Origin of the sequence: Olivibacter sp. LS-1 (assembly GCF_008245145.1) — a bacterium.
In the GTDB taxonomy this organism is placed as follows: domain Bacteria; phylum Bacteroidota; class Bacteroidia; order Sphingobacteriales; family Sphingobacteriaceae; genus Olivibacter; species Olivibacter oleidegradans.
Map to the genome: position 1 here is coordinate 4,255,413 of NZ_CP041643.1, position 21,174 is coordinate 4,276,586.

Here is a 21,174-nt window from a genome sequence, read left to right on the forward strand (position 1 = left end):
CGGCCTCACAACAACTACTTGCATTTAACAAGCACTTGCAAATATAAAGCAAACCGCCTTATATTTGCAAGTGTATAAATTTCCTTGTAAATATGAGATCTGATTGCCCTTTAAACTACGCTCTTGAGCTATTTGGTGACAAGTGGTCTTTATTGATTATCCGGGACATAGTATTCTTTGATAAGCGATACTATCAGGAATTTTTACTTTCTGAGGAAAAGATATCAACCAACATTTTAGCAAACAGATTGCTCATGCTCGAAAAAAACGGGTTCATAAAAAAGAAAAAGGCACCCGATCATAAACAGAAAATAGTATATAGCTTAACCGAAAAAGCGATCGATTTGGTTCCTTTGATCATTGAAATTGGTTTATGGTCGGATAAGCACGGCCACCACATTCCGGCCTATAAAAAGGAGCTTATCTTAAAAGATGTAAAAATCAATAAACTGAATGCCCTCCAACAGCTTAAGGACAAGTTGTACCGCAAGCATATTTCTAGCTAATAGGTATTTCTACAAGGCATGCCTTCGCGACACCTAATCTTTTAACATTTTTTAAGGTTAACTGAACCAAACCTTAAAACTTCTTAACACTTCATTAGCTAGTTTTGATTTAAAATTAGCAATATGAAAAAAACTATTTTTATTTGTATTTTACTCGGCTTGATGGATAAATCTTTATCAGCCCAACAATGGAATATTCGATATAGTGTAAGACTGGGAGGCAATTTGCCTTATTACGCATTGTCCAATATAAACAATAATACTTCTCGTGTAGCGTCCAAAAAGGTGGGTTTTACCGTTACCGGTTTAGTCGAAGCATCAACAGCTCGTTACTTTGCCATCCAGTCCGGTATCTCCTTCCAACAACTCGGTTCACAGCTAGATTATTCTGAGTTTGGCAATACACCAGTCAAACAGCACACCTTCTGGCTTCAGCTTCCTGTTAATTTTGTAGGAAAGCTTCCATTGAAGGATAGCAGCTATTTCTTTTTAAGCATGGGGCCATACGGGGGATTTGGACTTATGGGATCAAACAGCTTTGCTTCAAACTATACGGGGAATCGGGAAGATTTCACATTCGGCGATTCAGGAAGCCAGAAAAGGTTTGATTACGGCGTGAATCTCCATTTTGGTTACCAGTTAAAAAAAGGATATAATCTTTCTGCAGGTTACTTACTGGGATTGGCCGACTTATCAACCAGCTCGCGGTATGAGCAACGGAACAGAGCTTGGGCGTTTACGGTTGGTTATTCCTTTTAAAAACAGAAACAAGCCTGCATATAGGTTACCTTTGGCAGAAAAAAGGAATGAAAGGTTATGGAATTTGATTGAAGAAAACATCTTATGAAAAAATCAAAGTCCATATCATGATGGACTGAAAGTTGTGATGCGGTTCATACGTGCAAAAGAATAAAGATAAACGAGCTAATTATTTGTAGATGAAAAAGAAAACCCAGGTTATCGATCAGTTAGCGCTTCCTCTTCTAATAATTTTTTCATTTCTACTATTTGCTTGCCATAACGGGATAGATCAACAGCATGCCATTGGCAGCGTAGCTACAGCGGAAGCGATTGCACTTAATGAACCGGAACCTATACAAACTATACCATTAGAACGAAGGCTAATTAAAGAAGGAACCATCTCTTTTGAAACAAACGATTTATCGGAAACGGCCAAACTAATTGGACAAGCAATAAAAAAATATAATGCTTATATAGCATCAGAAACCGAGAATAATTATTCGGAAAGCCTCAGCAGAACCATCGTTGTTCGCGTAAATGCTAAGCAATTCGACGCCTTTATTGGAGATGTGGCTAAAGGCGTCAATCATTTTGAAACAAAAAACATACAAGTAAAAGATGTTACCGAGGAATTTGTTGATATACAGGCTAGGTTAAAAACAAAAAAAGAGCTGGAACAACGCTATCGCACATTACTCCAACTTGCAGCTAAGGTTACTGAAATTCTCGAAATCGAAAAGCAATTAGCAGAAGTTCGCGCCGAAATCGAATCGGTTGAAGGGCGTTTACGATATCTGGCGAATCAATCGACTTATTCTACCTTGTCGATTACTTATTATAAAGCTGCTCCTAAGCAAATTGCTTTTGGTCAAAAGTTCGAACAGGGACTTTCCAACGGTTGGCAAAACTTCGTATGGTTTACGGTAGGCCTCATTAATATTTGGCCATTTTTATTGCTGATAGTAATAGCCATGTTTTTTGCTCGACGTTGGTGGCGCAAACGTAAAACAAGACAACGAATGGACGCATCAACGAATTAAACAAGCTGGTAATTCGAACGATTAGCTCGTTTTCCGATAATTCCAAATGGCCCAGACGTTTAATATGATTGCAAAAACAATTAAATATAAAAATTCCAATTGTACGTCACTAAAGTCGCTGCCTTTTAAGACAATCATTCTTACTACTTTTACGAAGTGAGTTACCGGCGTTAGATCAGATAAGGTTCGAGCCCACCGCGGCATGCTATCGGTAGACGTAAAAAAGCCGCTCATGAGCATAAAGATCATCATAAAAAAGAAGGCTATAAACATGGCTTGCACCTGATTATCGCTGTAGGTAGAAATAAGCAAGCCGAAACCCAACACGGCCACCAAATAAACGGCCGCAAATAAGTATAAAAGCCACAAACTTCCTTGTAAGGCAATTCCATAAACAAAAAAACAAATCATCAATCCTAAGGTGAAAATAATAATCCCTATTACCCAGAACGGGATCATTTTACCTAATATAAACTGCCACTTTTTAATCGGGCTTACATTGATTTGCTCAATCGTACCAATTTCTTTTTCCTTTACAATATTTAATGCAGTCATAAAACCACCTATTAATGTTAGCAGCAATACCAACACCGCTGGAACAACATTAAATTTATAGGCCTCCAAGGGATTATACCAGCTTCTTTGTAGAATTTCAATACTTCCCCTTGGCCTCGATTCCGCGTTCCATTCCAATTCTGAACTGAAATCTGAAATAATCCGATTCAAGTAGGCTGTACCAATGCCTGATTTTGTCCCGTTAATAGCGTCAGCATAAACTCCTACCCGCTGCTTCCCCTCTCTTATCAGATTTCGTTCAAAATTTAGCGGGATTTCCAAAATTATGTCCGCTTCTTCCTTTTCAATATGATGAATGGCACCGTTATAACTGGTGTTAGAACTAATAGGAATGAAATACCCTGAAGCGTAAATTTTGTGAATTAGGCGCTGTGAAAAAGAACTGTGGTCCTTATCAACAACAGAAAGATTAATGTGCTTTACATTAAAGTCCATGGCTAGCGGTAAAACAACCAATTGAACGATCGGCATAGCGAACATCATAGCCAAGATAGACTTATCCCGAAATATTTGACGAAACTCCTTTTGCAATATAAATCTTAAAATTTTCATCTTTAGCGCCGTATTGTTTAGAAAACTATTAAAGTCTTACTTTAAAACGTCTCAAGGCTAAACTGAGCAGTATAATTGTCATCAAAGTCAGAACCAGTGTCTCCTTCCAAACATAGGTCAAACCCAAGCCCTTTAACATAACCGATTTAACTGCAAGATAATACCATCTGGACGGAACAATATGAGAGAGCACTTGAAAAAAGCCAGGCATATTTTCCAATGGCATAATAAAACCGGTGAAAATCAAGGTTGGCAACATCATTCCCATAAGCGATATTAACAGAGCTGTTTGCTGCGAATTGGTTATATTTGATATTAGTAACCCTAAAGAAAGACAAGTAACAATAAATAACGTACTCTCAAAATAGAGCAACAAGATGCTTCCTCGAATTTCGACATCAAGAGCAAAGGCGGTTAACAACAAAATCAACGTAAAATTTGCAAGCGAAAGCAATAAATAAGGAATTGCCTTTGCAATAAGTACGAAAACGGGCTTAAAGGGAGATACGAGTAGTATTTCCATGGTTCCCATCTCCTTTTCTTTAACAACTGAAACAGATGTTAAAGCAGTGCATACAATCATCAAAATTAACGCCATAACCCCTGGAATAAAATTCAGGGAACCATTCCCCTCTTCATTGTAAAGCATTCTCAATTCCGGTTGTATTTGTAAAAACAACGGATTGATCGATGGTGTGTTAAATTCACGCCCAAAATCCATAAAAATTGACGTCAAATAATTTGTCACGGTTTTCGAAATATTAGGATCAGAACCGTCGGTAATAAGCTGTACCGGTGACTGGCCAAGATGCAGTTGATCGCTGCTAAAATTAGACGGAATAATAAGAGCGGCCTTTATGTCTCCTTTTTTAAACGCATCCTCAATCTGTTTATAATGAACATTTGCCTGCTCTACAACGAAATAATCTGATGTCTTAATTTTTTCAATTAATCTTTGGCTTTGAAAATCTTTCGCATAATCAGCCACTATCATCCGAATATTCTTCACCTCACTCGATAGAGCGAACCCAAATAAAATGATCTGTACAATGGGTAAGCCGAACATGATCAACAGGGTCCGGCGATCTCTAAAGACGTGGTAAAATTCTTTCCTAATAAAAACTAACAGCTGCTTCATTTTTCATGATTTTGATGAGATCGAAACCTTTGACCATACTGAGTTAATTGTCGTTTCGTTTGGCTCCTCTTGCCAATTGATAAAAGACTTCGTCCATTGAGTTAGCGTTATAGGCTAATTTCAGGTTAGTCGGTGAATCAAGTGCTACTACCTTGCCGTCCACCATGATAGACACTCTATTACAATATTCTGCCTCATCCATATAATGAGTCGTGACGAAAACAGTAATTCCGGCATTTGCCGCACTGTAAATCATATCCCAGAACTGTCGGCGGGTTACGGGATCTACACCTCCGGTAGGTTCATCCAAAAAGACGATCTTTGGTTGATGAAAAATGGCAACCGAGAACGCCAATTTCTGTTTCCATCCAAGGGGCAACTCGCCGACCATTTTATTCGCTTCTTGCGTCAAGCCCAAAGCTCGTATCAGTTCCTGTCCTCTTTTATTGATCTCTTTTTTGTTTACACCGTAAACGCCACCAAAAAATTCAATATTCTCCGAAACCGACAGGTTCTCATATAAAGAAAACTTTTGGCTCATATAGCCGATATGCTTTTTTATTTTTTCCTGTTGCTTATAAACATCATAACCTGCTACCTCTGCTTCACCGGATGAGGGAAAAGATAAACCACAGAGCATGCGCATCGCAGTGGTTTTGCCTGCGCCATTTGCACCCAAAAATCCAAAAATTTCTCCTTTAGCAACGTCAAAGGAAATACCGTCAACTGCCACAAAACCGCCAAATCGTTTGGTTAAATTGCGGCACATTATTACTTTTTCCATCGTCTTTATTCTACACGGCCCGTAAATTCTATTCGTTCCATTAAACGAATAAAGCTATCTTCTATCCCTGGCTTAATCTCTTTTACAATGATGTCCCTGTGCCCCAAGTTCGTGGCTAAATCTTGCAACGTAGATAATCCATCTCTTTCGGGATATCGTAATGTAACATGGATGTATTCACCAAAAGCGTAGCTGCTCTCTATCGCTTCGTTTTGTCTATAATCTTTTAAAAGTCGATAAATATCGGCTGATTTAGCGGCATATAATTTTGTTGGATATCGCTTGATTATATCTGCAGGTGGATCGACGCTTAAAATTTTCCCTTGCTGGATTAATGCAATCCGGTCGCAAAGAATAGCTTCATCCATATAAGGGGTGGAGACTAATATGGTTATACCCTGTTGTTTGAGTGCTTTTAGCATATCCCAAAATTCGCGTCGCGAAACGACGTCCACCCCTGTGGTTGGCTCATCTAGTAAAAGAACCTTGGGCTTATGGATCAGTGCGCAACATAAGGCTAACTTTTGTTTCATCCCGCCTGATAGCTTTCCGGCCCGCCGATGGTTAAACGGTTTTATTTGCTCGTAAATATCTTTTATGAGGCCATAATTCTGTTGGATATTAGTGCCGAATACCGTAGCAAAAAAACGGAGGTTCTCGAGTACAGTTAAGTCTTGATACAGTGAAAATTTCCCGGGCATATATCCAACCAGATTACGAATCGCCTTATAGTCTTTTATTACGTCGAGACCGACAACACTTGCCGTTCCCTGATCAGCAAGTAGAAGCGTAGTTAGTATACGGAATACGGATGTTTTGCCCGCGCCATCCGGGCCAATCAATCCAAACAATTCACCTTCATCAACAGAAAAGGATACATCATTCACAGCTACAACTCTTCCCTTATCATAGCTTTTGAAAATATGGTGGAGTTTTACTGCTTCCATTCTACCTTTTTCCATTTTTCTGCGTTGCTAAAATCACTTGTCCGTACATCCCGATTTTTAAATATCCATCATTTTCCACCTTAACCTTCATTGCATATACCAAATTAGCTCTTTCATCCTTTGTTTGGATGGTCTTTGGTGTAAACTCCGCCTGATCACTTATCCACTCAACCACGCCGGGATAATCCTTGAATGCAGCCTTACCTTTATCAACCTGCACCCGAACGCGCTGTCCTATTTTAACATCCGCAAATTTTTCACCGGTAATATAAGCGCGCAGGATCATTTTTTTGGTGTTAGCTATACGATATAGGGGTTTTCCAATGGTTGCCATTTCATTCGCCTCTACATATTTAGCGAGAACGGTTCCTGTAACGGGATTGACAATCTTGCTTTTCCGAAGTTGGTCGTCCAACTGTTCAATCTGTGCATGCAACGGAGCTGTCTCTTCTTGCAAACTGACCGATGCAATACCTAATGATGATTGTTGACCTTCAATACGTTTACGAATGATATTTACCTGTGCGGTTGCCGCATCCAATTCCTTTGGGGTTGCCGCATCAGCCTTAACCAGGTTGGTCAACCGTTCTTGCTCGTTTTTAGCATACCGAAGCTCTTCCTGTAAAGCTGCAATCTCTGTGGCGATATTAGGACGTTTACTCAGTATGGCACCTGCTTGTGCTTCTAATTGCTTCTTCTTGAGAAACAGCTGAAGCGTATCAATATAACCAATTACTTTCCCTGCGGGGATAGTTTGCCCCTCTTCTAATAAAAGCTCCCTTATAATGCCGTTTGCTTCCGCAGGTACGATGGTCTCTACGGTTTCAAAAGCACCCGATGCGTCGTAATTTATATCGTTCGTTTTACAAGATACGATGGAAAAAGCCAGCAAATTCGTGTATAATATAACTGTTTTCATTTTTCTTCTTTGGTATATCAATAGGTATCTCCTGTTATGTATAAATAATCGTATTGTGATGCAAGCAATTGAATCTCGTGTATGATTTTATTTAATCTAGCCTGATCCTCTGCATTTACTTCCCGTAAATAGTCATTTGTGGTGATTACACCATGTTCTAATTGAGTAACCGCGGTTTTTTTTACTTTTTCGCGCAATGCGATAATCTCGTTGTCGGATTGCAATAAATCTTGGTAGCGTCGTATTGTCACTGATTCCCGCTTGGCTTGCGAATGTGTATTGAATAGAAATGTTTCTTTTTCGACTCCTATTGCCAATCGATTAATTTCCAAAATTGCTTTTTCCTTTTTTTGGGTGTACAGCCCCCCCAAATTCCAACTTAAGCGCAAGCCACCGATGTAATAAGCATCAAAACGAGGTTTTAGAATATTAAGAGCCGGCCTGCCGTAACCACCCTGAAAAAAGAAATCAAGTCGAGGCCTATTTCTCACATTAATCAATTCTTCCTGTACCGCAATATTCGTAAGTTGATCATCATACAAAGCAAGTTCCGGTCGTTGAATCGTCTTCGGTAGTATAGGTAATTCCGGCTTAATCAGTTTTGTACTGGCATCTAAAGTTTTATTAAGAAATAAACCGAGCACCTCCAAATAGGCCGTTCGATTCGCCTTCAAATCAACCGCGTGCTGCGCTGCTTTTAACAATTCGGCCTTCAAAACGTTAAGATCCGCCTCCAGGGCAGTCCCATTGGTAACTGCCGCTTCGACTTTATCCAGCCCTAGCTGGATATCCTTCATTAACAGTTGATTCTGGTTTAATTGCTCTTCTATCATTAAGATGCTGAAAAAAAGCTGGTTTATCCGGTCCTTTAGTTGATAAAGCGCTACTGAAAGACTTTGCTCTTCAATCGCCGATGTAGACCGGTGTAGCTCAATCTTTTGCTTAATGTTTCCCCCGTCATAAATCGTTTGATTTAGCTCGCCATAGAACTTATACTGATCTTTGGTCAACTGCGGGATTTCAATACCCTGCATTTGAATAGGAATTTCAGTAACGGCCGACTGATACGTTGCTTGTGCATTAATAATAAACTGAGGCAAATAACCCTTTGCCGCCTTTTCAATGGCGTACGCCTTACTTCTTTCCACTAAGTCGCGCTTCTTAATAAGCGGGTAATTAACTTGTGCCTGATTTTGACAATCATCTAAAGTGAGACTTAATTGTCCATAAAGCTCTGGACTGAATACGATTAATATCAGCCCTATCCATAGTGCCTTACTTCTCATTGCTTGTTGTTTTTTCTAATCTTCGTCTGCTAATAGTGACAAAAGATTTTCTAATTGTCATTATTCTAAATACTTCAAGTAATAACATTGGTCATACTTTTTAATCATTTGATTAGTTGCAAACCAAAAAAATTTGTTCTCCAACTAACATTCTTCAATCACGGCAAAGGTAGAGGTATTTTTTTATTTAAAAAATATTTCTAATCATTTGATTAAAAATAAAGATCAAAAAAGTTTCTTCGCCAATTGATTGACAGTGTTTATATTTCCGTACGTAAAATGCTATTGAACCATAACGGGATCATTTTTTTCCGTTCTAGAATAAATTTTTTGAACTCGCCGCTTCTAAATGCGTCTGTTTGTGTAATAACGGGTTGAGCAAGTATAGGAAAAATGATCATGCTCAATAAATTCAAGATTAAGTGAAACACGTTAATATCAGGACGGAGCTCGTTTAATTGTTCATAAAATTTAGAAGTCATCAGCTTCCCTGATATTCGGCTACTAAACAACTTGGGATTGTTTTTTATCTCGCTCAATACAAATATAGGTAGATCCGGATTGTGTAGAAGCATATCAATATAATCATTCGCAACTGCCTGCACCTTTTGCTCCAATGAACTGTCTTCATCGTTGAGAAGCCTCACAATCATCCCAAAAAATTGTTCAAACTTCTCTTCCATAATGATGTGGAACAATTTCTCTTTACTCCTAAAATAGTAATTTAATAAAGCTAGATTCAAGCCAGCTTCATCTGCAATATCCCTTGTACGAGTAGCTGCAAACCCTTTTCTTGTAAAAACAATTCTTGCAGCTTCTTTTATTTTTTCTTCCGTTGAAATATCTTTATCTTTCTTAACCATCTTATGCGATCTAAATTTAGGCCAAAAGTAAGGAGGAGTACAACAATTTAAAAACAAAATTTAATCATTTATTTAAAAAGTACGCAATCACCGGTTATAGCGCCAACTTGTATTTCATATTGTCGCTATTCCGCTTTCACAAATAGTCGTATCTTCGAACTACTTCATTATTTGAATATGGAAAGTTTTAAAAGTTCGGACGATTTCTATAGGGCTCAGCAACAATGGCGCGACGAGCTCTACGAATTAAGAAAGCTCATAGTATCTACGGGTCTAAAAGAAGAACTCAAATGGGGCGGTCCCGTTTATACGCATAACGGCAAGAACATAGTAGGCTTAGCGGGATTTAAATCTTATTTTGGTATCTGGTTCTATCAGGGTGTCTTTTTGAAGGATCCGCACCATTTACTCATTAATGCTCAAAACGGCACTACAAAAGCGTTACGCCAAATGCGTTTCACAACGCTCGAAGAGGCCAATTTAGACATTATACGAACTTACGTACTGGAAGCGATGAGCAATCAGGAAAAGGGAATTGCAATCAAAGCGGATAGAAACAAACCAATTATAGTGCCTCAAGAACTGAACTCCGTTTTTGACAAAAATCCCGAGCTAAAAGAGTGTTTTGATCAACTGAAAAAGACTCAGCAACGGGAATTCACGGAATACATTGAATCGGCCAAACAAGAAACGACTAAAAAAAGTCGTTTGGAAAAAATCATTCCGATGATTATCAAGGGAGTTGGGCTACACGATAAATATCGCGGGTAGCCGGTAAATAAAAAACCCGGTATTTGGGATACCGGGTAAAAACATACGTTTTTATCAACCTAAACCTATTGATAAAATAACGGTACGATATCGAGATTATTATATCCTTTTAATTTTTTTTTATTTTTTTTTGCTACTTCATCAAATTCGTCGGTAAAGTCCCAACTTTATGAGAAGTTGAACTTCCTCCCTGCCAATATCGCCAATAGCATATTGCGTAATCCCATTAATTTTCATTTCATCGAGTATATTCACCAGATCGCTATAACTCGACAGGTTGCTTGGGCGAATAATAACCATTAAAGGCTTGGTGGAGCCGACTTGCTGACTCTTTATCTTTGTCATCTTATCTTTTAGCTCCGCTCTTATTCCATTCCTTCCAAAATCAGTTACTTTTGGGCCTTCGATCGGAGTTTTCTGAAGCCCCCAATACCATGCTGCTTGATGATTGGCACCAAGCAATATCGTCATCGTGCGTTTGTCAGAAAAACCGGTGGCGTTCCCTAAATCTACTTTATCCGGCAGTGCAATGTCCATCATCTTCGGTTTGGCCAAGCTCGTTGTTAACATAAAGAAGGTTATTAGCAAAAAGGCTAAATCCACCATTGGTGTAAGGTCAACCCTTGGTTGCATCTTACCGCGTATTAATTCCGCCATGACGTAATTGATTAGTAGTAACTTTTATATTAGATGCCAAAAACGAATTGATTCCATAACAGCTATTATGGCTTACGTCTTTTAGAGATTACGCAGAATGCGGACTATAGTATAAGATGTAGGTAGTTTAGGATGAGACCTATTCTTTAAAAAATTTAACATGGCTGATCATTTCCAACTTTTTGATTTCTTCGGTACTAAGATCGTTGGTATCTTCAAGCTTTTTGGCGATCAATTCATTGCAAAATATATTCCCGTAGCTATAGGTATGGATGCGCATCAGTTCAGAAACGCTTAATTCATCAGCAAAAAGTACAAGAATATCTTCAGGAATTTCGAAATCGTCAGCCTCAACGTGTCCGATATACCGAAATTTCGTAGACTTCCACACAAGAAAAAGCTTACGTGCGTTGACGTTTTCTCCGAAGAAATTAAAAATTCGCGTCAGTAGCTCATTTCTCTTTTCCAATCCCATACTTCTTGTAAATACTTTTTCAAGAAACTCCCCATAAAACAAAAATTTATCGTCCGGTAACTTGCTTGTAAAGTATGTGGTAACCTCTTGGAAAATTTGCTCGCGTGATTTCCCATTGAGGTATTGATAAGCAGCCAATTCAGCAAGTGACAGGTGATTGCTTTTTGGCATAGTCGATCGTTCGCTTAGTTCTTTAGTTGCATTACTCCCCTTTAACGCCAGCGAAGCGATCAATTCCCAGTCGTGCACATCACCAACTAAACGTGAATGGATTGCTACCGCGTTGTGGCTCTTTGGATCGACACGTCTTTTAAACAGAATGGCATCTCTTGAAGATAAATTGGTCGGTTTCAACTTAAAACTCTTAATATGAACGAATACCTGACCGCTCACTGTATCTGCTACACCGAAACCTTTCGAATTATTGAACCACTTAATCACTCCTATTTCCATAGTTCTCGATTTTATGAAGAAGGATGAAAAGGTAAACTGAAATAAATGAAACGTCTTAGTTAATCGCTCCAATGAACACCTTAACAACAAGAATTTCAAACATTAACGGCACTTAATTTAAAGAATTATCTATCTTCATTGCAAGATACCGAATATTTTTTAAAACGCAAAAGCAAGCTAGCCTTTGTCCTTATTTATTCCGGATTCACGGGAAAACCGTATACAAGCTCATTAGCTTCCTGGTAAATTTTCTTTCTGCGATAGGTGGTGGTATTTAAATGTTCAAGTATTCGAGGCTCATCCAGAATGTCTTTCACAAGCATATAATTTAAAGAAAGCAACTTATCTTTCTCCTGTGTATTAATGGAAGTCAGGCAAGTTAAGGGATATAGGCCGGCGCTATCAACTCGGTTTTTTATGCTCAAACCATTGGGATAATCCCAGGAGAGCAAATTCAGCTTATAATAATTTGCGAATTCGATTGCATCTTTTGTTAAATACGCATTCGTAACAAGCCAGGCTTGTGTAAATTTAATGGGGCGATCAAAGAAGTTGAATTCTTTATCGCTGAGATCAACAAATCGTGAGAGAAAATACATGGGGTTTGTAACGCTAACCTTCGCATCAACCGTATTTCTGAATTTACATTCGATCAATGATAAATCATTATCTTTTTGGGCAATTACATCAACTTCATGACTTACCGCATTTCCTTCAAGTATGAGACTCGTCAACGTGTGATGATTTGTATGTTCAAATAATCTTGCCACCCATTTTTCAAAAAGATAGCCTGTGGGCCCTAGGTCACGAAGTGCCTTCTTAAGGCTGTAACGAGCAGCTAACGAATTTCGCTGCTGCTTTAATAGTTGAAAAGCTAACCGATATAACTGTTTAGTAGACATACCATCAAATATCGTTTTGTTCATCTTTTCCCAAACGAGTTCAACGGTCTCATTCGAAGCCCCGGATTTTGTCAACGAACCTTTCAATCGCTGTAAATCAAAATCAACTAATTCCCCCGAGTATTTTCTTACCTTCATGTTTCCTTGTATTTTTTGATCTTTAAAAATGGCAATTTTAAATAGTATTTTTCTAAAGTTGGTATAGAGAAGCTTAATTTTCTCTAGTATTTTCTTCCTGCCTCTTTACATACTGTTTCCCGAAGTTGTTTGTTCTTCTTTTGTAACTAAATCAAAACTACTGCTGTTACTCCATTAAAAGCCGATAAATCACATTATAAAAAATGAACAAAAAGACCAAACACTTAATAAGACATAGATTTTTAAAAAAAACAGATTAAAAATGCCTTCAATTAAGTGAAAATCCACTTTTTTCATGAGTGAATAAGGATTAAGCGTTGTTCTGCTTTCATTGCTTCGGTGAAGCCCTAATTTACTTAATTATATATATTTGTTACGTGCTGGCCAGCGCAGGCGTATCCTGAAAAGCCGTGATAGAGTAAGGGCAACGACAAAAATCTCTTTGTTATGAAAAAATTAGATTTAAACAACCTAGGCGTAGAAGAAATGAACGCTACCGAATTAAGAACCGTAGAAGGTGGCGGTCCTGTTAACGATTTATTGAATATTCTTGTAGGCGGTGTTGGCACAGTCCTTAACGATACATTCAAATTCGTAAACAAAACATTGGTGACTATTTTCCAAACACTTTCTTCATTATAAGACAAAGTGTTTAAAAAGCCACTAACAGTTATCCCCAAAAGGATAACTGTTAGGCTTATAACATGGCGGCACGTCCGCCTCAACCCTTTCCTCCTTTAGTGGCAACTGTTAACTATGAAATCATTTTATACAACAGGCGCAAGTTCATGCTTAAAAAAAACTGAACAAAAAGGCAAGGATCATTTAATCAACAACCTTCAGATAAAAAAAACGGCTAACGCATTATATTTCAGCAAGAAAACTACGTGTTTTAGCACTGACAACTTAATAATCCTAAACGGGCCACCCTTCCAACCGCAGCTCCTATTAGCTTATTAATTATATATATTTGTTACATGCTGGCCAGCATAGGCGTATCCTGAAAGGCCTTAAAAGAGTAAGGACAATAAGCAAAAATCTCTTTGTTATGAAAAATTTAAATTTGAACAACTTTGGTGTTGAAGAAATGAACGCTTCTGAATTAAGAACTGTAGAAGGAGGAGGTCCTGTTAATGACTTATTAGGTATTGTTGTAGGCGGTACTCGTACAATCCTTAAAGATACTTTTGAGTATGTAGGCAAAACTGCAACAACCCTTCTTCAGACTATTTTCTCTCTATAGATTACAGTTCTAATAACAAACATTAACGGTAGCCTTTAACGAAGGCGACTGTTAATGTTTAACCAGTCCGGCAAATATTATCGGTAGCCCAAAGCTCCTCAACTCATTTATGTTTTGGCGCAATTTGGGATGATCGGTAAGCGAGCAATCAACAACCAAGTCATCAGGATTATGTCAATGCCTATCTATTCAGTAGAAACAATCAGTAATACATCCATTGTTTATACTGCACGTGTCAAAAAAACAACACAGATTATTTATCTCGGCATTTTATTATTATTTATATTGGCATTTGCTTCCCTCCCATTAGTAACAATAAATATAAGCGTAAAGGGCAGCGGCCTATTGCAGTCTTCAATTGAAAAAACAGACGTTAGCATTCCTGTTAACGGCAGATTGGTATATTTCAATTTAAAAGACAATCAAAAAATGACATTAGGCGACACACTGTTGATCATCGACGGAAGCTCGTCCAATAAACAAGACCTCTTGGTAAAGGGAAGGCAACAAGAAATCTCTTTATTTGTTAAAGATCTTCATACCTTAATCAGGCAGGCTAATGCCGAAGATTTCAGCCCTCCCAATCTTCAATCAGGACAATACTTTGCCATCTGGCAACAATATATACAAGAAGTTGAAAACGCCCGAATTGCCAAAGAGCAAGCGGAAAACACATTTAATCGCTATAGTAAGCTATATAAAAAGAAGATGCTATCTTCAGCAGAATATGACAAATACGATTTTGAGTATAAGCAAGCGTCTGCTGCTTTAGCAATGGTTTCAAGAAAATATAAGGCTCAGTGGCAAACAGAGGTCAATCAATTACAAAACGAACTGCGTCAATTATTAAGTCAGCAAATTGATATCAATGAACAAAGAAAACAGTTTGTGGTAACGGCCCCTATTGACGGTTCGGTGCAAAATTTAGTGGGCATGCAGAAGGGAACTTATGTTTTCGCAAACCAAAAGGTAGCTGAAATTTCTCCCGACACCACCCTACTGGCTTTCTGCTATATAAATCCTTCCGATATTGGTTTAATAAAAAAAGAACAAGAAGTTCGCTTTCAAATAGATGCTTTCAATTATAATCAATGGGGGCTGTTAACAGGGCGGGTAATTGATATTTCTGACGACATCGTCATGTTGAACGACAAACAACCGGTTTTTAAGGTGCGTTGCGCTTTGAATAATGATCATCTTACATTGAAAAACGGCTATAAAGGCTACGTAAAGAAGGGCATGAGTTTTACGGCAAGATTTTCTGTTACCGAAAGAACGCTGTTTCAATTACTATATGATAAAGTGGACAACTGGTTAAATCCCAATATAAAGGCGGCATCGTAGCATGTAGCAAAGTGCCGTGTACGAGATCGCAAATTAGAAAGAAGTTTATGACCAAGAGAGTAAAACAACGTGATATAACCGACTGTGGAGCTGCTTGTATTGCATCTGTTGCCGCTCACTATAAATTGGCAATTTCCGTAGCGAATGTAAGGCAGATGGCAGGGACGGATAAAAAAGGAACCACGGTACTCGGCATCTTAGAAGCGGCCCAATTGTTAGGCTTTGAGGCAAAAGGAGTTAGGGGACCCTTTGAAAGCCTTTTTAAAATTCCAAAACCGGCCATTGCTCATATCGTAGTGGAGGGAGTGCTGCAGCACTATGTTGTCATATATAAAGTGACGAAGCACTGGATTGAGGTCATGGATCCACTGGATGGCCAATTTCATAAGAAATCGCACGAAGACTTTAAAAAGATATGGACCGGTGCCCTTGTCTTATTGATTCCTTCGGAATCATTCGAAAAAGGCAGGAAAACAGCCAGTGCCTCTTACCGTTTCTGGAATCTTGTAAAGCCACAAACCGGAACGCTGATCCAAATATTGATGGGAGCCCTCGTATATACTGTTTTGGGGTTATCTACGGCCATATTTGTACAGAAAATCGTAGATTTTGTTTTGGTTGACAGAAATGTCAACCTGTTGAATCTCATGAGTACAATGATGCTGGTTTTGCTCGGATTTCAACTATTTATTGGTGCCACAAAAACCATTTTCACGCTAAAAATGGGACAGATTATTGATGCTCAACTTATACTTGGTTACTATAAGCACCTGTTAACATTGCCTCAAAAATTCTTTGACACCATGCGAGTCGGTGAGGTTATTTCAAGAATCAATGATGCTGTAAAAATCAGGATATTTCTCAATGAAGTAAGCGTTAACTTTTTGGTAAACATTTTCATTGTAACTTTTTCTTTTTTAATGATGTTTACCTACTACTGGAAACTGGGCTTACTTATACTTACCGTGATTCCAATGTATCTAGTAGTCTATTTTATAAGTAATAAACTGAATAAAAAGGCCCAAAGAACATTAATGGAGGATTCTGCTGAACTCGAATCTCAACTTGTTGAGAGCCTAAATTCTATTCGGACCATTAAACAGTTCGGCGCCGAAAGCTACGCCAATGAAAAAACCGAAACAAGATTCGTAAAGTTGTTGAAAACAGGATACCGTTCCAATTTGAATGGGGTGTTTTCTACTACCTCCTCGGAATTGATTTCAAGACTGATTACAATTGTTCTTTTATGGGTAGGAGCCACGTATGTCTTGAGCAACCAAATTACGCCGGGCGAACTCCTTTCATTTTATGCGCTCATCGGTTATTTTACAGGGCCGGTCACGTCGCTAATCACCATGAACAAAACAGTCCAGGATGCCATGATCGCTACCGACCGTCTTTTTGAAATACTCGATTTGGAGCGCGAAAAAGACAGCAGTGACCTCGAATTAACGAAAGAAAATATAGGCGACATCCAAATTAAGAACGTATCCTTTAGGTATGGAACACGAGATAACGTCTTTGACGAATTAAGCTTAACAATTCCCAAGGCGAAGTTTACCGCCATCGTTGGTGAAAGTGGATCCGGCAAGTCGACCCTCATTTCCATCTTGCAAAATCTTTATCCCGTTCAAAGTGGAACTATTACCATTGGCAAATACGATTTAAAGCACATAAAAAACACCTCTCTTCGCCAAACGATTTCTGTTGTACCTCAACATATTGATTTGTTTTCGGGCAATGTAGTAAGTAATATTGCGCTGGGAGACTATACCCCCGATATGCAGCGGATCATCGATATTACCACTCAGCTCGGAATTATAGATTTTATTGAATCGTTACCCCAAGGCTTCTACACCTCTATAGGGGAAAATGGTTTGTCACTTTCCGGTGGGCAACGCCAACGGATCGCTATAGCCCGAGCCTTATATCGAAATCCGGAGATTTTAATCCTTGATGAAGCAACATCTTCACTCGACTCCGCTTCAGAGAAATTTGTATTGAACACCATCGAACATCTGAAAAAAGAAAATAAAACCATTATTGTCATAGCACATCGCCTAAGCACACTTTATAGTGCCGACAAAATCATCGTCCTCGATAAAGGTAAGGTCATCGAACAGGGAACACATCAAGAATTACTACTAAGCACGGATTCGCTTTATGCACATTTATGGAAAATGCAATCCCAACAGCTTATTCTGAAAAACTAATTGGTGGTATATACACGCTGCGTTTAAGTGACTAACAAAGGGTTCTTGGTCCTTTGTCGCCGCTTTTTTAGGATCGTGCTCTTTAGTTTCATAAATGGATACTCAATAACCCGATTTAAAAGAAGGGCAATCAGTATACACATTAAGGCGCAGACAGCAACACGCCAGTTGCTATCAATTGGGATATCTAATGCGTTAAGAGGAGCCTGAAGTAGATGATTAACAAACTTGTGGCACAAATAAATACTATACGATAAAGTAGCGATTAACGCGCTAATCCGCCATTTAAACCGATATAAAAAACTTGCAGGCAAAATGGCACTTAACACCATAAAACCAAAGGCAACAGAAATCAACGGAAAACCGAGAACAGTAGGCCAAAAATCGAGCCGATCCTCTTTTAACAGTAAATAGGCAACGGAAATCAACAATGCACCTATTATGAATAAGGCATTTGCATGCTTTTCAATTCGTTTTATCCATGTTGGGAAAAAGTTTACCAGGGCCGCAATCCCCACTCCTACCAGCAAACCGTCGAAACGATTATAAGTGGGATAATACACCCATTTATTATAAGCTACAAATCTTCCATCAGTTATATTATTTGCATAAAACGGTTCCACAAAATAAAACCAGTTCAGGGCCCTCAATAAAACGCTGAGCAAAAAAAATCCCAGTAACAGCCAAAAAGCTTTACCGGGGCGCGTCTCATCCCAAAAAGCACTTATATAGAAAGGGAGTGCCAAATAGAACTGCTCTTCGATACATAAAGACCAGGCATGCGAAAAGCTACCTTCCGTACCGAAATCCAAATCAAAATTCTGCGTAAACGTGAGAAACTGCCACCAAGGAGCGATTCCTTCGCGTTCGCGAATCATAGGAAACAAAAAATATAACGAGACAACGAAGAAATAAACAGGTAAGATCCGAAAACTTCTGCTAATGTAAAACTCCTGAAAGTTTATACGTCCAAGAGATATCATTTGACGAATTAATTGGTTTCCTATCAAAAAACCACTCAGCACAAAAAAAAGGTCAACACCTGTCCAACCAAAACTCCCGATGAGGTCAACCCATTCGGGTCTGACATAAGCTCGGTAATGACATAAAAAAACCAGAACAATAGCAAGCGCCCGCAAATGATCAAGCCCCGCTAAACGCTGGTTATCAGCGTCTATTAATTTCTTCCAATAAGTCATTAGTGTTAGTTATTAGTCAGTTAGCCGCAATATAGAACAAATTACCAATCGATCAAAAATTTCCACTCGTAAATATTTTTTCTATACATTAAGTTATGTAATTTCTTCCTGTCTTTTAAACATTATCTATATATTAGCTTTGAATGAAAACTTCAATCTCATTGGTATTATCTAGCGGTGGAGCGCGCGGCATAGCTCAAATTGGAGCAATTAAGGTATTAGAAGAACAAGGGTTCACCGTAAAATCCATTGCAGGCTCATCTATTGGCAGCCTTATTGGCGGATTATACGCCATGGGCAGATTGGACGATTTCACCTCATGGCTAAAAACATTAAAGCGACGGGATGTCTTTAACTTAATGGATTTCACGTGGAGTAGTTCAGGTGTCATGAAAGGGGAACGCGTTTTTAACAAAATTAAGAGCTTTATTCCCGATATGTATATTGAAGACATGCCCATTCCTTTCATTGCTGTATCTACTGATATACTTCATCAAAAAGAAATAACCTTTACACAAGGGAGCTTCTTTGACGCCGTAAGAGCCTCTATCGCTATCCCAGGTGTTTTTACGCCGGTTAATCATATGGACAATATCCTTGTAGATGGGGGCTTGATAAATCCATTACCACTCAATCATCTTCCTAATCAGGGAGACGCGCTGGTGGTAGCCATAAACCTAAATGCGCCGGAAGAAACAACTTTTTCATTGGCAAAGGCTAATAGTAAATACGGTGGCTACCTTACTATTACACAAAAAGCAATATTGACCATGCTTGGAAAGATTACAGAACTTTCCATTGACCTATATAAACCGGATATTGTCGTTCATATACCTCGGAATGTAGTAGGTGTTTGGGATTACCATAAGGCGGATTATCTTATCGAAATAGGAAGGCAAAGAACGTTGGCAGCTTTACATGATTTTTGTCAGGTAAGCACAGAAGGTGTGCCCAAAAACGTCAAACATAGTAACAATAACATAAAATGGAATCAACGTTAGAGGTTTGGATGCGGGGCCCCATTGACGGTGTTCCTCCTTTATTGCAACCGGTAGCACATGCATTGCTTCAGGTAAAGGAAGAATTGACAAGCTTGCTAGCTGATTTTCCCAGAGAAAAACTTTGGGAAAGACCCGCAAACATCGCTTCTGTTGCCTTTCATTTACAACACATTACGGGAGTAATTGATCGTATGTTCACTTACGCGCAACAGTGGGCCTTATCAGACGAACAATTTGTTTACCTCCAAAACGAAGGGCAAAAAAAAGAATCGATTGATACCCATCAATTATTGAAGCAACTTGATAATCGCATTTCAAATGCTATTCAGGAGCTGAGAAAGATAGATCCTGCCTCACTAACAGAAGCAAGGGGTATTGGAAGAAAAAAAATCCCAACCACACTCATCGGTTTGCTTTTTCACGCAGCAGAGCATGCGCAACGTCATGTCGGACAAGCATTGGTAACCGCTAAAATCATTCTAAATAGCGCAGCAAGCACCGAGGACACCCTGTAAATATTCTTTTTCAGTCGCCTAAAACATAACAAAAATAGAAAAATTTGTATCTTGCGGAGTCTTTGGTATAATCATCCCAGTTGGACTTAATAAGTGAACCTTTACCTCATTAACCTCTCTTTTTTATTATAGCCCATATCTCTTCTATCGTGCCTAATTTTACCTGCACAAATTAATCCCTCCCCTAGTTTTAAAGTACTTGGCAAAGATCGGCTTATGAAGGCTATCCCTGCTGAACATAATGTTAAATTCAATAAACTATTAAATGAAACCATTAATATATAACAAGACGAACTTCTTTGTCTTAACAGGTGGCCCTGGTTCGGGCAAAACGTCATTAATACAGCAGCTACATAAAGAGGGGTTTCTAACTATAAACGAATCCGGTAGACGCATCATTCAGGAACAGAAAAAAATAGACGGCGATGCACTGCCTTGGAAGAATAAATTACACTTCGCTAAAAAAATGCTGGAAATTGATATGAAAAATTATCGAGAAAATCTACCAACACAAGCACCCGTCATTTTTGATCGTGGAATACCGGATATCCTGGGCTATGTTAAACTATGTCACTTAGATCCCTTTCCTTGTTTAGAACAGAGTGTTAATTCCTTTCGATATAATGCCTTTGTATTTATCCTCCCCCCCTGGCGGGCCATCTATCATCAAGATGCTGAGCGAAAGCAGAGCTTTTCATTAGCAATGGAAACGTATCGCATGATGCGAAGTATCTATACCTCATGCGGTTATAAACTTATTACTATACCAAAACTTAGCGTCGAAAATCGGGCGAATATCCTACTACAGCATATCAAAAATCAGCAAACATAAACGAATGATGCGATTCCGGCCCGTATTGTATTCAAAAAGAAAAGTCCTTAACCGGGGAGATTAAGGACTTTCATTAACC

General features: G+C 38.7%; 22 protein-coding genes. 11 read left to right on the plus strand and 11 right to left on the minus strand.

The window, feature by feature from the left end:
• The first annotated feature begins 92 nt into the window (after nucleotides 1-92).
• From FKG96_RS17530 to FKG96_RS17540, 3 genes are all read left to right on the plus strand, one after another.
• Complete coding sequence (locus FKG96_RS17530; protein ID WP_130855724.1) at nucleotides 93-506, plus strand: helix-turn-helix domain-containing protein; 414 nt, start codon at nucleotides 93-95, stop codon at nucleotides 504-506.
• Nucleotides 507-629: 123 nt separating this feature from the next.
• Nucleotides 630-1,265, plus strand: coding sequence for a porin family protein (locus FKG96_RS17535; RefSeq protein WP_130855723.1), 636 nt, complete (start codon nucleotides 630-632; stop codon nucleotides 1,263-1,265).
• Nucleotides 1,266-1,444: 179 nt separating this feature from the next.
• The gene (locus tag FKG96_RS17540) at nucleotides 1,445-2,287 is read left to right on the plus strand and encodes a DUF4349 domain-containing protein (protein WP_130855722.1); all 843 of its coding nucleotides are present in this window, start codon (nucleotides 1,445-1,447) and stop codon (nucleotides 2,285-2,287) included.
• A 21-nt stretch (nucleotides 2,288-2,308) separates the two neighbouring features.
• Here FKG96_RS17540 and FKG96_RS17545 read toward each other — a convergent pair whose 3' ends face one another.
• From FKG96_RS17545 to FKG96_RS17575, 7 genes are all read right to left on the minus strand, one after another.
• Nucleotides 2,309-3,415 (minus strand): ABC transporter permease, encoded by a 1,107-nt coding sequence (locus tag FKG96_RS17545; RefSeq protein ID WP_130855721.1) that lies wholly within the window; start codon nucleotides 3,413-3,415, stop codon nucleotides 2,309-2,311.
• A gap of 28 nt (nucleotides 3,416-3,443) precedes the next feature.
• Nucleotides 3,444-4,553, minus strand: a complete 1,110-nt coding sequence (locus FKG96_RS17550; RefSeq protein ID WP_149105729.1) for an ABC transporter permease — start codon at nucleotides 4,551-4,553, stop codon at nucleotides 3,444-3,446.
• A gap of 43 nt (nucleotides 4,554-4,596) precedes the next feature.
• A complete protein-coding gene (locus tag FKG96_RS17555) occupies nucleotides 4,597-5,337 on the minus strand; it encodes an ABC transporter ATP-binding protein (protein WP_013667330.1) in 741 nt (246 codons plus the stop codon).
• A 5-nt stretch (nucleotides 5,338-5,342) separates the two neighbouring features.
• Nucleotides 5,343-6,299, minus strand: coding sequence for an ABC transporter ATP-binding protein (locus FKG96_RS17560; protein WP_242627169.1), 957 nt, complete (start codon nucleotides 6,297-6,299; stop codon nucleotides 5,343-5,345).
• Nucleotides 6,286-7,203, minus strand: a complete 918-nt coding sequence (locus FKG96_RS17565; protein ID WP_130855719.1) for an HlyD family secretion protein — start codon at nucleotides 7,201-7,203, stop codon at nucleotides 6,286-6,288. The genes FKG96_RS17560 and FKG96_RS17565 overlap by 14 nt, the downstream gene beginning before the upstream one ends.
• Nucleotides 7,204-7,220: 17 nt before the next feature.
• Nucleotides 7,221-8,489 carry a TolC family protein gene (locus FKG96_RS17570; RefSeq protein ID WP_130855718.1) on the minus strand — a complete coding sequence of 423 codons (1,269 nt, stop codon included), beginning with the start codon at nucleotides 8,487-8,489 and terminating at the stop codon, nucleotides 7,221-7,223.
• A 260-nt stretch (nucleotides 8,490-8,749) separates the two neighbouring features.
• Nucleotides 8,750-9,352 carry a TetR/AcrR family transcriptional regulator gene (locus tag FKG96_RS17575; protein ID WP_013667334.1) on the minus strand — a complete coding sequence of 201 codons (603 nt, stop codon included), beginning with the start codon at nucleotides 9,350-9,352 and terminating at the stop codon, nucleotides 8,750-8,752.
• Between the two features lie 177 nt (nucleotides 9,353-9,529).
• On the opposite strand from FKG96_RS17575, the gene FKG96_RS17580 reads away from it, so the two are divergent.
• Nucleotides 9,530-10,123, plus strand: coding sequence for a YdeI family protein (locus FKG96_RS17580; RefSeq protein ID WP_130855717.1), 594 nt, complete (start codon nucleotides 9,530-9,532; stop codon nucleotides 10,121-10,123).
• Nucleotides 10,124-10,264: 141 nt separating this feature from the next.
• On the opposite strand, the gene FKG96_RS17585 is transcribed toward FKG96_RS17580, so the two are convergent.
• From FKG96_RS17585 to FKG96_RS17595, 3 genes are all read right to left on the minus strand, one after another.
• A complete protein-coding gene (locus FKG96_RS17585; protein ID WP_013667336.1) occupies nucleotides 10,265-10,780 on the minus strand; it encodes a biopolymer transporter ExbD in 516 nt (171 codons plus the stop codon).
• Nucleotides 10,781-10,919: 139 nt separating this feature from the next.
• Nucleotides 10,920-11,708, minus strand: a complete 789-nt coding sequence (locus FKG96_RS17590; RefSeq protein ID WP_013667337.1) for a cold-shock protein — start codon at nucleotides 11,706-11,708, stop codon at nucleotides 10,920-10,922.
• Between the two features lie 194 nt (nucleotides 11,709-11,902).
• A complete protein-coding gene (locus FKG96_RS17595; protein WP_149105730.1) occupies nucleotides 11,903-12,748 on the minus strand; it encodes an ATP cone domain-containing protein in 846 nt (281 codons plus the stop codon).
• 447 nt (nucleotides 12,749-13,195) lie between these two features.
• Here FKG96_RS17595 and FKG96_RS17600 point away from each other — a divergent pair, with 447 nt between their 5' ends.
• The 4 genes from FKG96_RS17600 to FKG96_RS17615 all read left to right on the plus strand — a co-directional run bounded on the left by FKG96_RS17600 (nucleotide 13,196) and on the right by FKG96_RS17615 (nucleotide 17,548).
• Nucleotides 13,196-13,390 (plus strand): hypothetical protein, encoded by a 195-nt coding sequence (locus tag FKG96_RS17600; protein ID WP_013667339.1) that lies wholly within the window; start codon nucleotides 13,196-13,198, stop codon nucleotides 13,388-13,390.
• 406 nt (nucleotides 13,391-13,796) lie between these two features.
• Nucleotides 13,797-13,991, plus strand: a complete 195-nt coding sequence (locus tag FKG96_RS17605; protein WP_013667340.1) for a hypothetical protein — start codon at nucleotides 13,797-13,799, stop codon at nucleotides 13,989-13,991.
• Between the two features lie 171 nt (nucleotides 13,992-14,162).
• The gene (locus FKG96_RS17610; RefSeq protein ID WP_013667341.1) at nucleotides 14,163-15,335 is read left to right on the plus strand and encodes an HlyD family secretion protein; all 1,173 of its coding nucleotides are present in this window, start codon (nucleotides 14,163-14,165) and stop codon (nucleotides 15,333-15,335) included.
• A gap of 47 nt (nucleotides 15,336-15,382) precedes the next feature.
• Nucleotides 15,383-17,548, plus strand: coding sequence for a peptidase domain-containing ABC transporter (locus FKG96_RS17615; RefSeq protein WP_130855716.1), 2,166 nt, complete (start codon nucleotides 15,383-15,385; stop codon nucleotides 17,546-17,548).
• A gap of 23 nt (nucleotides 17,549-17,571) precedes the next feature.
• Here FKG96_RS17615 and FKG96_RS17620 read toward each other — a convergent pair whose 3' ends face one another.
• Nucleotides 17,572-18,747 carry an acyltransferase gene (locus FKG96_RS17620; protein WP_130855715.1) on the minus strand — a complete coding sequence of 392 codons (1,176 nt, stop codon included), beginning with the start codon at nucleotides 18,745-18,747 and terminating at the stop codon, nucleotides 17,572-17,574.
• A gap of 143 nt (nucleotides 18,748-18,890) precedes the next feature.
• On the opposite strand from FKG96_RS17620, the gene FKG96_RS17625 reads away from it, so the two are divergent.
• The 3 genes from FKG96_RS17625 (at nucleotide 18,891) to FKG96_RS17635 (ending at nucleotide 21,095) form a co-directional block, all read left to right on the plus strand.
• Nucleotides 18,891-19,748, plus strand: a complete 858-nt coding sequence (locus tag FKG96_RS17625) for a patatin-like phospholipase family protein (RefSeq protein ID WP_013667344.1) — start codon at nucleotides 18,891-18,893, stop codon at nucleotides 19,746-19,748.
• Nucleotides 19,733-20,263: a DinB family protein gene (locus tag FKG96_RS17630; RefSeq protein ID WP_130855714.1), complete on the plus strand. Its 531-nt coding sequence runs from the start codon at nucleotides 19,733-19,735 to the stop codon at nucleotides 20,261-20,263. The genes FKG96_RS17625 and FKG96_RS17630 overlap by 16 nt, the downstream gene beginning before the upstream one ends.
• Before the next feature lie 265 nt (nucleotides 20,264-20,528).
• Nucleotides 20,529-21,095: an AAA family ATPase gene (locus FKG96_RS17635; RefSeq protein ID WP_013667346.1), complete on the plus strand. Its 567-nt coding sequence runs from the start codon at nucleotides 20,529-20,531 to the stop codon at nucleotides 21,093-21,095.
• Nucleotides 21,096-21,174 lie beyond the last annotated feature (79 nt).

Excerpts from the sequence above, each read along its gene's own strand:
- FKG96_RS17625 (WP_013667344.1), top strand. The coding sequence starts at position 18,891 with ATGAAAACTTCAATCTCATTGGTATTATCTAGCGGTGGAGCGCGCGGC.
- FKG96_RS17605 (WP_013667340.1), top strand. The coding sequence starts at position 13,797 with ATGAAAAATTTAAATTTGAACAACTTTGGTGTTGAAGAAATGAACGCT.
- FKG96_RS17565 (WP_130855719.1), bottom strand. The coding sequence starts at position 7,203 with ATGAAAACAGTTATATTATACACGAATTTGCTGGCTTTTTCCATCGTA.
- FKG96_RS17595 (WP_149105730.1), bottom strand. The coding sequence starts at position 12,748 with ATGAAGGTAAGAAAATACTCGGGGGAATTAGTTGATTTTGATTTACAG.
- FKG96_RS17580 (WP_130855717.1), top strand. The coding sequence starts at position 9,530 with ATGGAAAGTTTTAAAAGTTCGGACGATTTCTATAGGGCTCAGCAACAA.
- FKG96_RS17585 (WP_013667336.1), bottom strand. The coding sequence starts at position 10,780 with ATGGCGGAATTAATACGCGGTAAGATGCAACCAAGGGTTGACCTTACA.
- FKG96_RS17600 (WP_013667339.1), top strand. The coding sequence starts at position 13,196 with ATGAAAAAATTAGATTTAAACAACCTAGGCGTAGAAGAAATGAACGCT.
- FKG96_RS17635 (WP_013667346.1), top strand. The coding sequence starts at position 20,529 with ATGAAACCATTAATATATAACAAGACGAACTTCTTTGTCTTAACAGGT.
- FKG96_RS17545 (WP_130855721.1), bottom strand. The coding sequence starts at position 3,415 with ATGAAAATTTTAAGATTTATATTGCAAAAGGAGTTTCGTCAAATATTT.
- FKG96_RS17575 (WP_013667334.1), bottom strand. The coding sequence starts at position 9,352 with ATGGTTAAGAAAGATAAAGATATTTCAACGGAAGAAAAAATAAAAGAA.
- FKG96_RS17555 (WP_013667330.1), bottom strand. The coding sequence starts at position 5,337 with ATGGAAAAAGTAATAATGTGCCGCAATTTAACCAAACGATTTGGCGGT.
- FKG96_RS17610 (WP_013667341.1), top strand. The coding sequence starts at position 14,163 with ATGTCAATGCCTATCTATTCAGTAGAAACAATCAGTAATACATCCATT.
- FKG96_RS17550 (WP_149105729.1), bottom strand. The coding sequence starts at position 4,553 with ATGAAGCAGCTGTTAGTTTTTATTAGGAAAGAATTTTACCACGTCTTT.
- FKG96_RS17630 (WP_130855714.1), top strand. The coding sequence starts at position 19,733 with ATGGAATCAACGTTAGAGGTTTGGATGCGGGGCCCCATTGACGGTGTT.
- FKG96_RS17560 (WP_242627169.1), bottom strand. The coding sequence starts at position 6,299 with ATGGAAAAAGGTAGAATGGAAGCAGTAAAACTCCACCATATTTTCAAA.
- FKG96_RS17615 (WP_130855716.1), top strand. The coding sequence starts at position 15,383 with ATGACCAAGAGAGTAAAACAACGTGATATAACCGACTGTGGAGCTGCT.
- FKG96_RS17590 (WP_013667337.1), bottom strand. The coding sequence starts at position 11,708 with ATGGAAATAGGAGTGATTAAGTGGTTCAATAATTCGAAAGGTTTCGGT.
- FKG96_RS17540 (WP_130855722.1), top strand. The coding sequence starts at position 1,445 with ATGAAAAAGAAAACCCAGGTTATCGATCAGTTAGCGCTTCCTCTTCTA.
- FKG96_RS17620 (WP_130855715.1), bottom strand. The coding sequence starts at position 18,747 with ATGACTTATTGGAAGAAATTAATAGACGCTGATAACCAGCGTTTAGCG.
- FKG96_RS17570 (WP_130855718.1), bottom strand. The coding sequence starts at position 8,489 with ATGAGAAGTAAGGCACTATGGATAGGGCTGATATTAATCGTATTCAGT.
- FKG96_RS17535 (WP_130855723.1), top strand. The coding sequence starts at position 630 with ATGAAAAAAACTATTTTTATTTGTATTTTACTCGGCTTGATGGATAAA.
- FKG96_RS17530 (WP_130855724.1), top strand. The coding sequence starts at position 93 with ATGAGATCTGATTGCCCTTTAAACTACGCTCTTGAGCTATTTGGTGAC.